The organism is Halococcus sediminicola (genome assembly GCF_000755245.1).
Taxonomy (GTDB): domain Archaea; phylum Halobacteriota; class Halobacteria; order Halobacteriales; family Halococcaceae; genus Halococcus; species Halococcus sediminicola.
Genome location: NZ_BBMP01000025.1, coordinates 75,013 through 87,314, shown reverse-complemented (window position 1 = coordinate 87,314; position 12,302 = coordinate 75,013). Strand labels below are relative to the sequence as shown.

The 12,302-nt window shown below is 61.4% G+C and carries 14 protein-coding genes; 8 read left to right on the top strand and 6 right to left on the bottom strand.

Going from position 1 to position 12,302, the window contains the following annotated elements; all coding sequences use genetic code 11:
• The first annotated feature begins 21 nt into the window (after positions 1 to 21).
• The 8 genes from ACP97_RS16255 to ACP97_RS16220 all read left to right on the top strand — a co-directional run bounded on the left by ACP97_RS16255 (position 22) and on the right by ACP97_RS16220 (position 7,692).
• Entirely contained in the window at positions 22 to 405 is a 384-nt protein-coding gene (locus tag ACP97_RS16255) for a nuclear transport factor 2 family protein (RefSeq protein WP_049998891.1), read from the top strand.
• On the top strand, positions 402 to 1,400 hold the full coding sequence (locus ACP97_RS16250) for an LLM class flavin-dependent oxidoreductase (RefSeq protein WP_049998890.1): 999 nt from the start codon (positions 402 to 404) through the stop codon (positions 1,398 to 1,400). The genes ACP97_RS16255 and ACP97_RS16250 overlap by 4 nt, the downstream gene beginning before the upstream one ends.
• Positions 1,401 to 1,447: 47 nt before the next feature.
• Complete coding sequence (locus ACP97_RS16245) at positions 1,448 to 2,113, top strand: isochorismatase family protein (protein WP_049998889.1); 666 nt, start codon at positions 1,448 to 1,450, stop codon at positions 2,111 to 2,113.
• Positions 2,114 to 2,135: 22 nt separating this feature from the next.
• Positions 2,136 to 3,536, top strand: coding sequence for a dihydroorotase (locus tag ACP97_RS16240; protein ID WP_049998888.1), 1,401 nt, complete (start codon positions 2,136 to 2,138; stop codon positions 3,534 to 3,536).
• Positions 3,537 to 3,609: 73 nt separating this feature from the next.
• A complete protein-coding gene (locus tag ACP97_RS16235) occupies positions 3,610 to 4,863 on the top strand; it encodes a CaiB/BaiF CoA transferase family protein (protein WP_049998887.1) in 1,254 nt (417 codons plus the stop codon).
• Positions 4,863 to 5,825 (top strand): hydroxymethylglutaryl-CoA lyase, encoded by a 963-nt coding sequence (locus ACP97_RS16230; RefSeq protein WP_049998886.1) that lies wholly within the window; start codon positions 4,863 to 4,865, stop codon positions 5,823 to 5,825. Before ACP97_RS16235 ends, ACP97_RS16230 begins: the two co-directional genes overlap by 1 nt.
• Before the next feature lie 47 nt (positions 5,826 to 5,872).
• Positions 5,873 to 7,189 (top strand): 3-isopropylmalate dehydratase large subunit, encoded by a 1,317-nt coding sequence (locus ACP97_RS16225; RefSeq protein ID WP_049998885.1) that lies wholly within the window; start codon positions 5,873 to 5,875, stop codon positions 7,187 to 7,189.
• Complete coding sequence (locus ACP97_RS16220) at positions 7,186 to 7,692, top strand: 3-isopropylmalate dehydratase small subunit (protein WP_049998884.1); 507 nt, start codon at positions 7,186 to 7,188, stop codon at positions 7,690 to 7,692. Before ACP97_RS16225 ends, ACP97_RS16220 begins: the two co-directional genes overlap by 4 nt.
• Positions 7,693 to 7,765: 73 nt before the next feature.
• Here the strand turns inward: ACP97_RS16220 and ACP97_RS20085 are convergent, their stop codons facing one another.
• The 6 genes from ACP97_RS20085 to ACP97_RS16200 form a co-directional block, all read right to left on the bottom strand.
• Complete coding sequence (locus tag ACP97_RS20085; protein WP_154020059.1) at positions 7,766 to 7,921, bottom strand: hypothetical protein; 156 nt, start codon at positions 7,919 to 7,921, stop codon at positions 7,766 to 7,768.
• Between the two features lie 60 nt (positions 7,922 to 7,981).
• The gene (locus ACP97_RS21315; protein WP_079977693.1) at positions 7,982 to 8,239 is read right to left on the bottom strand and encodes an MATE family efflux transporter; all 258 of its coding nucleotides are present in this window, start codon (positions 8,237 to 8,239) and stop codon (positions 7,982 to 7,984) included.
• Positions 8,240 to 8,781: 542 nt separating this feature from the next.
• Positions 8,782 to 10,053: a formamidase gene (gene fmdA / locus ACP97_RS16215; protein WP_049998883.1), complete on the bottom strand. Its 1,272-nt coding sequence runs from the start codon at positions 10,051 to 10,053 to the stop codon at positions 8,782 to 8,784.
• Positions 10,054 to 10,186: 133 nt separating this feature from the next.
• Positions 10,187 to 10,711 (bottom strand): AmiS/UreI family transporter, encoded by a 525-nt coding sequence (locus ACP97_RS16210; protein ID WP_237561221.1) that lies wholly within the window; start codon positions 10,709 to 10,711, stop codon positions 10,187 to 10,189.
• A 109-nt stretch (positions 10,712 to 10,820) separates the two neighbouring features.
• Positions 10,821 to 11,390 (bottom strand): carboxymuconolactone decarboxylase family protein, encoded by a 570-nt coding sequence (locus tag ACP97_RS16205; protein WP_049998882.1) that lies wholly within the window; start codon positions 11,388 to 11,390, stop codon positions 10,821 to 10,823.
• 144 nt (positions 11,391 to 11,534) lie between these two features.
• A complete protein-coding gene (locus tag ACP97_RS16200) occupies positions 11,535 to 12,227 on the bottom strand; it encodes a hypothetical protein (RefSeq protein ID WP_154020057.1) in 693 nt (230 codons plus the stop codon).
• Positions 12,228 to 12,302: the final 75 nt, after the last annotated feature.

Below are 12,302 nucleotides of genomic sequence, written 5' to 3'. Positions count from 1 at the left end.
CCTCGGACCGATTCGGCAGGCATGGAGGAACCATCACCCCCGCGTGCCGTCGTCGAGGAGTTCTTCGCTCGGATGGAGACCGACGACCGCCGAGGGACCGTTTCCGAACTGTTCGCACCGATTGCGACGATCACCCTCCCCGGTGTGTCGTTCGGCGGCGAGAACGCCGCCGACGCGTTCCTCGATTACCTCGCTCCGCGCTACGAGTGGGCGAGTAAGACGTTCGACCGCTGGATCGAGGCGGACACGACGGTCGTGAGCATCGGGACGCTCTCGGGCGTCGACAACGACGGTGAGCCCTTCGAGGACGTTCGGTACGTCGACGTCTACACGGTGGTCGACGGGCGAATCGAGCAGCTCGACATCTGGAACGACCTGCTCGTCGCGGAGGTCGTCGACTCGTGAGCGAGCGCACCGGCGTCCTCCTCTCGCTGCGCGACGATCTCGATCTCGTGCGGCGGGCCGAACGACTGGGCTACGAGAGTGTCTGGGCTGCCGAGGGCCAGGGGCGGACCGCGTTCGGCAAACTCGAGCGCTGGGCGACCGCGACCGATCGGATCGGGCTCGCGACCGGGATCGTGAACGTCTACTCGCGCACGCCCGCGGCGCTCGCCCAGGCCGCGGCGACGCTCGACGCCCACTCCGGCGGGCGGGCGATCCTCGGGCTCGGCGTCGCCCACCCTGGCGTCGTCGAGGGGTTTCACGGATCCACGTTCGATCGCCCGCTCGCGCGTATGCACGAGTACATCCGTCTCGTGCGTCGCTATCTCCGTGGCGACGCCGACAGGTTCGACGGGGAGTTCTACTCGCCTGATCGGACACGGTTCTGGGAAGCCTTCGAGCCGGAGCGGGCGTCGATCCCGATCTACAACGCGGCGCTCGGCGAGGGCAACGTCACGCTCACCGGCGAGCACGCCGACGGCTGGCTGCCGAACCTCTATCCACGACCGCGCTTCGAGACGGCGGCCGAGTGGCTCGAACGCGGTGCCGGTCGGGCCGACCGGGACGTCGACGATATCGACGTCGCGATGTACGTCCTCACGAGCGTCGCCGACGATCCGGTGCAAGCGCGCCGCGCCGCGGCCGAACACGTCGCCTACTACCTCCGGGACATCCCGGGCTACTACGGTCGGGTCGCCACCGAGGCGGGCTTCAAGGACGAGGTCGCGGCGATCCGTGCGGCGGACTCGCGGTCGGCGGCCGCCGATCGGGTGAGCGACGGATTTCTCGATCTCGTGTCGGTCGTGGGAACGCCGACTCACGCCCGGTCGCAGCTACAGAGCATCCGCGAGATGGGCGTCGACCTACCGATCGTCCGTGCACCGACGGGTGTGACGGACGACGCCGTCTCGCGAACCCTCGAGACGTTCGCTCCATCGAACTCCGACGAGCGATCATGACGAACATTTATTGCAGTCGCCGCGGAACTCCATCGTGAACCACTACCATGACGGAACACGTCTGGGACGATCTGCTCACCGAGCGCGACCGACAGGTCATCTCGAAGGCCGGATACGACGAGTCGGGCGCGTCGAGCTGGGATTCCCGCGGACTGGGCACCGATCCGCTGGTGCTCGTCATCGACATGCAGCGACTCGTCGTCGGCGAGGACGAACCGATCCTCGACGCGATCGAGGAGTACCGAACGGCGATGGGTGCGGTCGCGTGGGACGCGACCGGGGAGATCGAGCCGTTTCTGGATTTCGCCCGCGAGCGCGGACTGCCAGTTGCGTACACGCGCGTCATCCCGTCGAGCTACGACAATCCGGATCACGAGGATCTCGCCATCGTCGAACCGATCGCTCCCGAACCGGGCGAGACGGTGATCGACAAGTCCTACGCGAGCGCGTTCTACGGAACGGACCTGCTCTCGCGGCTGGTCCGTGGCGGTCACGACTCGGTCATCGTCGTCGGCAACTCTACGAGTGGCTGTGTCCGTGCAACGACCATCGACGCCCAGCAGAACGGTTTCGAGGTGATCCTTCCCCAGGAATGTTTGTTCGACCGTATCGAGGCCTCGCACAAGATCGCACTGCTCGACCTGTGGATGAAGTACGCCGAAGTGCTGGAGCGAACGGAGGTCGAGGCGTACGTCGAGGAGGTCACCAAATGAGATTGTTCACGCGAGCGGAGCCATGACACACGACCTTATCATCTCGAACGGGACGGTCGTCTCGCCCGAACAGGGGACCTTCGAGGCGGACGTGGCCGCCGACGGCGACCTCATCACGGCGGTAGCCACACCGGGAACGCTGTCGGGCGATCGCGAGATCGACGCCACCGGCAAGCACGTTTTCCCGGGGGCGATCGACCCACACACCCACCACGGCATCTATCACGGCCTCGAAGCCGACGCAGAGACGGAATCGCGGTCCGGACTCGTCGGCGGCGTGACGACCATCGGGAACTACTTCCGCCGTCCGGACCCCTACGAGGAGATCATGGACGACTACTTCGCGGCAGCAGAAGAAAACTACTACCACGACTACTTCTTCTCGCTCGGACTGCTCTCGTACGACCACCTCGAGGAGATCCCCTACATCGTCGACGAACTGGGCATCACCTCGTTCAAGTGGTATATGAACTACAAGTACGTCGCGTCGGAGAAGTTCGGCGTCGACTGCGAGATGCGCGACGACTGGGGCGATGCGTTCATCCAAGCACTCGCCGCCCAGGACGTGCCGACGACACTCGGTCACCACTCCGAAAACGTCGAGATCACCAGCGCGCGCGGGGACAACCCCTATCTCGACGTCGAGACCGACGAGGACGACGAGTATCGGGGCTACGAGGTGCTCGTCGAGCAGTTCCCTGACTACGCCGAGGCCCAGAGCATAACCGCGAGCGGGTCGTTGGCCCGTCAGCACGGCTACGACGACGATTTTTATGCTGTTCACATCTCCTCGGGCCGAACGGCCGACGAACTCGCGATGCTGCACGACGCCGGCTGGGAGATAACTGGAGAGACCTGTACCCACTACCTCGCGCTCACGAGCGAGGACTGCGACGAGCGCCACAACGTCAACCCGCCCGTGCGCTCGAAGGCGGATCAGGAAACGCTCTGGGAACGCGTCGCCGACGGTACCATCTCCTGTATCGGCACCGATCACTGTGTCAACCTCGCGGACGACAAGATCGGCGCGGACGTACCCGACAGCCTGCCCGGCTTCCCCTCGACGGCGACGATGCTGCCACTCGTCCTCTCGGAGGGTGTCCACGAGGACCGACTCCCGCTGGAACGGGCGGTCGCCGTCACGTCGACGAACACGGCGAAAGCGTTCGACCTTTATCCGAAGAAGGGTTCGCTCCGAACGGGTACCGATGCCGATCTCACGATCGTCGACCTCGACGAGACGAAGACGGTGACGCCGGAGCTGCTCCAGAGCGCGGCCGACTACTCGCCCTACGAGGGCCGCGACGTAACCGGCTGGCCGACGCACACGATCGTCCGCGGGGCGGTCGCCTACGAGAACGGCGACGTCGTCGGCGAGAAGGGGCGCGGAACGCACATCGACCGCCCGATAACGGTCGAGTAGCCGTCGCGATCATGCGCCGGCGACGCCGATCGGACACCACGAGTCACGGACACTCGGTAATCGATACGACACCATGGAATCACGCACTGACGATACGACGGAGACCGAAGCGAACGCCACGGAGACCGACGACGGCGGGGGACCGCTCGACGGATTGGTGGTGATCGAGACGGGAACGATGATCGCCGCCGGCCAGGTCGGGAGATTGCTCGCCGACTTCGGCGCGACGGTCGTCAAGATCGAACGCCCCGGAACGGGCGACCATCTCCGCCGTTTTGGCCCGCAGAAGGACGGCACTGGGCTGTGGTGGAAGTACCTCGCCCGCAACAAGCGTTCCGTGACGCTCGACCTCTCGGCGGACGCGGGGCAGGCCGTCTTCGAGGACCTCACGAGCGAGGCCGACGTCATGATCGAGAACTTTCGGCCGGGAACGCTCGAGAAGTGGGGGCTCGCACCGTCGTCGCTGCTGGAGCGAAACCCCGGTCTCGTGGCGCTGCGGATTTCGGGGTTCGGGCAGACCGGCCCGTACGCCGACCGACCGGGGTTCGGAACGCTCGCCGAGTCGATGAGCGGCTTCGCCTATCTGAACGGCTATCCCGACCGATCGCCGCTGCTCCCGCCGACCGGGTTGGCCGACGGCGTGGCGGCGATGTTCTCGACGTTCGCGATCATGTTCGCGCTGTGGCACCGCGAGATGCACGACGGCGGCGGCCAGGTGATCGACACGAGCCTGATCGAGCCGATCTTCTCGCTGCTCGGCCCGCAGCCGCTGCGCCACCAACAGCGCGACGAGATCGAGAAACGGTCGGGCAACCGCTCGACGTCCTCCGCACCGCGCAACGTCTACCGGACTGCCGACGAACGGTACGTCGCCATCTCCGCGTCGACGCAGCCGACCGCGATGCGGGTGTTCGAGGCGATCGGCCGACCGAATCTCAAAGACGACGCCCGCTTCGAGACGAACGAGCGCCGGCTCGTGAACGTCGAGGAACTCGATGCGATCATCCAGGACTGGATGGACGATCACACCCGCGAGGAGGTGCTCGCGATCTTCGAGGAGACCGGGGCGACCGTCGCCCCGATCTACAACGTGGCCGACATCGCCGACGACGAGCATTACCGCGCCCGAGAGGCGCTCGTCGAGGTCGACGACGACACGCTTGGCACCGGGGTCGTCCAGGGTGTGGTGCCGAAGTTCAGCGAGACTCCGGGCAGCGTCGATCATCTCGGACCCGAACTCGGGGTGGACAACGACGCCGTCTACGGCGAACTGCTCGGCTACGAAACGTCGTTCCGCGAGGAGTTGGCCGAACGGGAGGTGATCTGATGGACCACGGTCCGTTCTCGACACCCGACGAGGTGTCGCTCGTCGAGATGCTCCCGCGGGACGGCTTCCAGCGCTACGACGAATTCGTCCCGACCGATCGGAAAGTCGCACTCGTCGATCAGCTGAGCACGACGGGCGTCGACGAGATCGAGGTCACCTCGTTCACCCATCCGGAAGCGGTGCCGACGCTGCGTGATGCCGACGAGGTGGCCGCGCGGATCGACCGCAACGACGACGTGACTTATCGTGCGCTCGTGCCCAACGCCGTCGGGATGGAGCGCGCGATCGAGGCCGGGATGGACAAGGTGAACGCGCTGGTGACGGTGAGCGAGCGCTACAGCCGGAAGAACCAGAACATGAGCGTCGCGGAGAACCTCGACGAGATCGAGGCGATCGTCGAGATCGCCGCCGACGCCGACATCGAGGTGGAGGCGGGTATCGGGACGAGCTTCTACTGCCCCTACGAGGGGCGTATTCCGCTCGAACGCACCCTTGGAGTCGTCGAGCGCGCCGTCGAGGCGGGCGTCGACGAGGTGACGCTCGCGACGACGATGGGGCTCGCGGACCCGAGTCAAATCGCCGCGACGTTCGAGACGGTGTTCGAACGCTGGCCCGATCTGGACTGTGGGCTCCACCTGCACGACACGAACGGGATGAGCCTCGCGAACACGCTGGTCGCGATGCAGTGTGGCGTCGACCGCTTCGACACGTCGGTCTGTGGCCTCGGCGGCGGCGTCGTGCTCCCCGAGGGGATGACCGGGGTCGGCAACACGCCGACGGAGGACCTCCTCCACATGCTCACGCGGATGGCCATCGACGTCGATGCGAACCTCGAAACGGTGACGGCGGCCGCCGAGACCGTCGCCGAAGAACTCGACCTCGGCGCGACGAGCCACGTCCTCATGGGCGGCACGGCCGAACGAGTGCTATCGACGGTCGACAGTGAGCAGCCACAGGATTGACAACCACGCATGACTGACTACCAGCCGAGATCGACGAAGCAGACATCATGACCGACAAAACGATCGCGGAGAAGATCCTCTCGCAAAAGGCGGACACGGACGCTCGGGCGGGCGACTACGTCGAGGCGGCGATCGACGTCGCGATGGCCCACGACATCACCGGCCCGCTCGCGTTCGAGACGTTCGACGACGTGACCGGCGACGACGCCGAACTGTTCGCGCCCGATCGGACGGTGTTCACGATCGACCACCACGCACCGGCCGACGGCGTCGAGGCGGCGAACAACCACAACGCGGTCCGCGAGTTCGCGGCCGCCCACGGCGCTCACCAGTTCGACGTCGGCGACGGGATCTGCCACGCCGTTCTCGTCGAGGAGGGGTTCGTCCGGCCCGGCGACCTGGTCATCGGGGCCGACTCCCACTCGACGACCTACGGCGGGATCGGCGCGTTCGGGACCGGCGTCGGCTCGACCGATCTCGGGACGGCGCTCGCGACCGGCGACCTCTGGTTTCGCGTGCCGAGGACCCAGCGCTTCGAGGTGACCGGCGAGCTCCCCGACGGGGTCTACGCGAAGGACCTCATCCTGAAGTTCATCGGCGACGTGGGGTTCGACGGCTGTACGTACCAGGCCGCGGAGTACGGCGGCAGTGCGGTACAGTCGCTGCCGATCCACGAGCGGCTGGTCCTCTCGAACATGGCGATCGAGATGGGCGGCAAGGCGGGGTTCGTCGAACCGAACGAGCGGACCGTCTCGTATATCGAACACCAGACGGGAACCCAGGTCGACCTCGACGAAACCACCTCACCGGACGACGGTGCGGTGTACGAGGACGTCCATACCTACCGGGCGACCGATCTCGAACCGCAGGTCTCGAAGCCGTCGAACCCCGAGAACGCGGTCGACGTCGGCGCGGTCGAGGGAACGCCGGTGGACCAACTGTTCGTCGGGACCTGTACGAACGGTCGGTACGAGGACATCAGACTCGTCGCGGACGTGCTGGCGGGCGAGGAGCTCGCGCCGAACGTGCGGATGGTCGTCGTCCCCGCCTCCGGCTCGGTCTATCGCCGGATGCTGGAGACCGGGGTCTTCGAGACGCTCGTCGACGCCGGCGCGATCGTGCAGAACGCCGGCTGTGGCCCGTGTGCGGGCTACCATCAGGGCGTTCTCGGCGACGGCGACGTCTGTCTCGCGACCGCGAACCGGAACTTCCCCGGGCGGGAGGGGTCGATGGACAGCGACGTTTATCTCGCGTCACCGGCCACGGTCGGCGTCTCAGCACTCTACGGCGAGATCACCGATCCCCGTCGGGCGGAACTCGAACGCTACGACGACGTCGCGCTCGCCGAGGGGGTGTCGTCGTGACCGCCGCACACGGATCGGGACGAGCGTGGACGTTCGGCGACGACATCGACACAGACCAGATCACGCCGTCACGATTCATCGTTTCGAGCGATCCCGACGAACTCGCTGCCCACGCTTTCGAGGACCTGCGCCCGGCGTTCTCGGCGGACGTCTCGGCGGGCGAGTACGTCGTCGCGGGCCACAACTTCGGGTCGGGATCGTCGCGCGAACACGCACCACTCTCGCTCGTCGGGGCGGGCGTCGAGGCGGTCGTCGCACGGTCGTTCGCGCGCATCTTCTTCCGGAACGCGCTCAACCTCGGACTCCCGGTCGTGATCTGTCCGGCGGCCGACCGCATCGATGACGGCCACGAGATCAGCGTCGACCTAGACGAAGGTTCCGTCCGAAACCACACGACGGACGAACGCTACGACGCGGAGGCGCTGCCCGAATTCCTTCAGTCGTTGGTCGACGCAGGCGGACTGAAGCCCTACACCAAGGCGAAACTTGGAACGGACGACTGATCGCCGACGGTCTCACAGGTTTGGTCGATCGTGCCGGGAATAGTCATCGTGGCGTCTTCGAAATCAAGGTATCCTACTGACGGCCGACCAGTGGAAACCGCACGGAATACGCTCCCGAGAGCATGATGGCCGCGAACGCGTACGCGGCGAGCACGTTCGCAATCGTCGTCCCCCACGCCGCGTCCGCAACGTCAAGGCGTGGAGACGGGCCGAATCCGAAAACGAGCATGGCGTTCAACCCGAGGTTGGTCGGGATAGTGCCCGCCGGACATAGATCGGTGTTCGAGTATCACCCGCCCTGTAGTACCCGTGTGTCGATCATACTCCAGAAGCGAAATGAGATCGAAATTACCATAATATACACAATACTCATCCGGCCGAATCGTTCAGGATCGTCGGCCAGCGGGCCAACTATCCCTTCGGCGAAATCCCACGTGACGAGCGTGAGCGGCACAGAAATCGTGAGTGCGATCCAGAGTGGCTGCTTGGCGGAGGAATTCGCGCTCTCGATCTCGCCGACTCCAACGAAGCGTGAAACGAGGCTGATGGCTCGCGCGCAAAACGGTACGCATGCCGCCGCCGATCATCCACCGGCACGGCGAGGTCGAACGCCTCGTCGGCCTTCTCGCGGTTGACGATGCCCAGACGTACACGTAGCGCCGGAAAGCGGAAGATTGCCGCGCGAAGCCGACCTTGAAGGGCCGAAAGCGAATACTCGCCAGGGCCGCTTAAACAAGCACAGTTCCACACGCTATCGGGTCGACAGCGCTCGCACATTCCAAGTGCCTCATCGTCGAATACTATAATATTCGATAACCACCCAGAATTGGTACGAAGGCGGAAGTTACCGTTCACTGGGAACTCGAAGACCAAACACCAGTCCCACGAGATAGTGATAGAAACCGGCATGACGAGAAATCGATCGATGACTGGAACTTCGTCATCTCACTCTCAGAGACAGCACTCGCTCGGAGCCAACTTCCGAGATCGAAGCCTCGAAGCTCGGGATTTCTGAAAGATGTTCGATCGGCTACTCGTCGTTTCGCGGCCGTGTTGGTGGTACAGTCTGCCGAAAGTACGGGACAGATCTCACGTAAGTGGATCGTCCGTAATACTGAGATCACCGCGATCTTTGTCGTTACCGAAGCTCTCCGGGGAGATATCGAAGTCGAACGCACCCTTCGGTAGAGCAAGTGTTGAGCAAGCGTTCGGTACGTCTACAACGCCACTGTGACGCCCTTCCACAGGAACCGTTCCCAGGATATGGAGCGCTTGCTGGCCCGTGTAGCCGAATTTCTTCAGGTAGTCGATCGCCTGAAGACACGCACGCCGGTAAGACACGTGTGGATCGATGTAGTGCTGATCCCCGTCTTCGGTGACTGAATATCCACAGAACGTCACGTAATCCTCGAACGCCGGTCCACGATTCCCTGGTTCGAATATCGGATGGTCGATACCATGCTTGTCCATGCCATCTTTGACGAGGTCGAACTTGAGGTCGATGTACGCTGCCATCTCGATTGCACCGCAGAAATTGATCTCACCATCGCCCTGTGAGGCATGGAAGTCACCGACACCAAATTTCCCACCATCAACATATACTGGGAAGTAGACCGTCGATCCGATCGAGAGGTCTTTGATATCGTGATTCCCTCCGTGTTCGCGTGGGGGGACCGTTCTGGCTGCTTCTTCGGCGGCCTTTTCGGCTTCTTCAGAGTCCATCTCTCCCATTAGCGCGCCTTCACTGGTGGGAAGGTTCGCAACCGGGGGCTCCTTTTCACCAGTCGGATGGTTGTGAATCGACTCCGGGTCCTCTCGGTGTTTGTCGACCAATTCTTGCTCGCGTTCGTTCCACTCTTCGAGGAGTTCTTGGCTTGGCGCACACCCAGCCAGTCCTGGATGGATCTTTCCCTGGTAGCGGACATCGGGAACATGCCGTGACGAGACGGTATAGCCATCAAGATCCCAGATCGATTTTGCAGCCCTCGGGAAATGGTCGGTGAGGAACCCACCACCGTTTTGTTGTGAGAAGGTTCCCGCAAAGCCGAATTCCGAGCGCTCGTTGAGAGGCCCCATATCGAGGAATTCTACCTTCAAGAGGTCACCGGGTTCGGCACCGTTTATGTGCACTGGCCCTGCCAGATAGTGCACCTGTGTGAGGTCTACATCCCGGACTTCGTTTGCGTTGTCGTTGTCCCGGATCTGTCCTCCAGTCCAGTCGAGTGCCTCAAGACGCATGGTTTCGCCCGGATCGGCCTCGACGGTTGCTGGTATGTCCGGGTGCCATCGATTGAATGGGTTCGATCCTGGTTGCTCGTCCGGTTCACTGTCGACGTCGACTTCGAATCTTGTTTCGGGCATTGTTACCTCTGGTCATGAAACCGCAAGAGTATATCCATTCATGGTGACTTAATTGTTGTGGAATATTTTTTATATGTTGATCGTCATCAGGCAGAGCTGAGGGTTGAGCGCCCGAATGATGGCCGATCGGTGGTCAGGCCCAGGGCCAGAAACCAGCTGCCATCAAGTAGCCAGCAGCACCAGTCAACACGCCAACGACTGCTGTGAATCCTCCGATAGACTCGGTATATTCAGTACGCTCTATCCCTAGTAGAACAAAAAATGTTGCCCAGAGTATCGCCCAAATCCACCACAGGATAGCTAGCCCGAGGTCACCCGTCTGGAAGACGATGAATCCAGTCGGAACTGCAACGACGGCAACGAACGCACAGTACCAACCGAACGATCGTTGATCTTCGATACCTCTGTATGCGTTTGCTCCCAGCCAGAGATAGGTGAACGAAAAAAGCATCGTTCCTGCTGCATTGAATGGGGTACCTTCTGACGCGTCGCCACCAAACCCCCACCAGAGTACGATCAAGAACGTGAGGAGTCCTGTAAGAAGATTGAAAATAGCAACGTCTGAATCGTCACCTCGTCCGAGCAGCCAGATCCCGTTGACTATGAGAACGCCGCCGACAAAGAGGAGCCCCATACCGAGTACGCTATACAGCGACATGGACTTTGCACCTCGGGACTTCGACCATGATTGTCAACGTCTACCAACCACCTATAGCATATTATAGCTTTCCCATAATTACTCGATTTCAACAGTGAAAAGCTACTGATTATGATTCGTGAGGATAGTCAAGGTTACTTAGATAAGAGCTCGCGTCGGTCGTGTCGAGTTCGAGCGCAATACAAAAGCGATCCAAGCCTACTTCCAACGAAGCGAACAACAGTAATTCGATAGTATCTGCTTCGCTAAACGTTTCTCGAAGCGTATCTACGAGTTCGTCAGTAATCCGATGTGGGTCCGACGCCAGATGATCTGCGAGAGTAACTGCGAGCTCCTCTTCGTAGCTCAACTGCTTCGAGTTGATTTCGTCACCGAGGACCGCATCTTCGCGACCAGCGACCTCGTTGCGGACATTGAGTGTGCGAACGGTCGCACAGTATGCGCACTCATGGACCGTAGCAATACGAAGCCGCATTAGTTCGAGAAGCTCTGCCGTGATCTGCTCATTCGACGGAAACGCGCCGAGTGTGTCGTACAGGTGTGTGAATATTACCGGAGCGTGTGCCATTGCACCGAAGAATCCAGCGTCGCCATACCATCCGTGTTCAGCAGCAGTCAACCGTTGCTGTACCTCTTCATCAGATGTTTCACCGGGTTCAAGCGGTTGAATTCGAGACATCACGTAGTATGATATCGTCTACCTCGATAAATCCTGAGTAGCGGACAGAGTACAACTGTATTAATCCAAATCGGAGCCTAGTGATCGATCTTGGAACTAACCTTTTTCTGGTCAGCCACTCGGCAAGTGATACAGAAAATCGTGTCATACAAACGATTCGGTCACCGAACGAAGGTATAGGTGGTATTCGAGGTCGTCTTTATGTTCTCCCCTAACATTCGAGGCAACCTTTTCGAAGTGACAGGGAAGGTTAGTCTCAGTCATTGCTTTGGCGTCGCATAATTCGTCGGCCACCTGCTGAATGTGTCCGATTTGATCGGCCGGTGAGCGGATAACAATTCCATCGGGTACCGGCGATCGATCTATTTTGTCAGCCACTAACGTGACTATGTCCGATTTGTCCGTGGTTTCATCGGTAGAGAGGCTTACGAACGATTCGTCCTCGTATTCGAGAACCTCAAGCGAATCGGTCCCCGATTCGCGGTTTCGTCGTCTAGCCTGCTGAACTAGCTGGTAGATCGCCTCTGGTGACTCGACTCGGTCACGCCACGTCGAAAGATCCTCTTCTGGTCCACATCGGATCTCGTATTGCTCATCGTTTTGGCTTACTATCCCATAATCGACTAGTAGGTCTAATTGGCCTCGAGTCTCTTTTCGCTCCTCGAGAAATCGGGTTTCTCGCTCGGTAAGCGGCTCGATCAATTGCTCTACGTTGAACCGTTGCTCTCCGAATTGATGCCAAGCGTGTAGGTAGAGATCTACGCAGTCGTTGATCTCGGGCAGTGAATCCGTAGACATATTGTCCATCATGAATAGTCGGACCAACGTGTTAAACATTACCTGCCCATATCCTCGCTCACTGTTGTGAGATATGAGATCGGTCTCGTAGATTCGATCGAGTAGTTCGACACT

Excerpts from the sequence above, each read along its gene's own strand:
- ACP97_RS16255 (WP_049998891.1), top strand. The coding sequence starts at position 22 with ATGGAGGAACCATCACCCCCGCGTGCCGTCGTCGAGGAGTTCTTCGCT.
- ACP97_RS16245 (WP_049998889.1), top strand. The coding sequence starts at position 1,448 with ATGACGGAACACGTCTGGGACGATCTGCTCACCGAGCGCGACCGACAG.
- ACP97_RS16240 (WP_049998888.1), top strand. The coding sequence starts at position 2,136 with ATGACACACGACCTTATCATCTCGAACGGGACGGTCGTCTCGCCCGAA.
- ACP97_RS16235 (WP_049998887.1), top strand. The coding sequence starts at position 3,610 with ATGGAATCACGCACTGACGATACGACGGAGACCGAAGCGAACGCCACG.
- ACP97_RS16230 (WP_049998886.1), top strand. The coding sequence starts at position 4,863 with ATGGACCACGGTCCGTTCTCGACACCCGACGAGGTGTCGCTCGTCGAG.
- ACP97_RS16225 (WP_049998885.1), top strand. The coding sequence starts at position 5,873 with ATGACCGACAAAACGATCGCGGAGAAGATCCTCTCGCAAAAGGCGGAC.
- ACP97_RS20085 (WP_154020059.1), bottom strand. The coding sequence starts at position 7,921 with ATGCTCGTTTTCGGATTCGGCCCGTCTCCACGCCTTGACGTTGCGGAC.
- fmdA (WP_049998883.1), bottom strand. The coding sequence starts at position 10,053 with ATGCCCGAAACAAGATTCGAAGTCGACGTCGACAGTGAACCGGACGAG.
- ACP97_RS16210 (WP_237561221.1), bottom strand. The coding sequence starts at position 10,711 with ATGTCGCTGTATAGCGTACTCGGTATGGGGCTCCTCTTTGTCGGCGGC.
- ACP97_RS16205 (WP_049998882.1), bottom strand. The coding sequence starts at position 11,390 with ATGTCTCGAATTCAACCGCTTGAACCCGGTGAAACATCTGATGAAGAG.
- ACP97_RS16200 (WP_154020057.1), bottom strand. The coding sequence starts at position 12,227 with ATGTTTAACACGTTGGTCCGACTATTCATGATGGACAATATGTCTACG.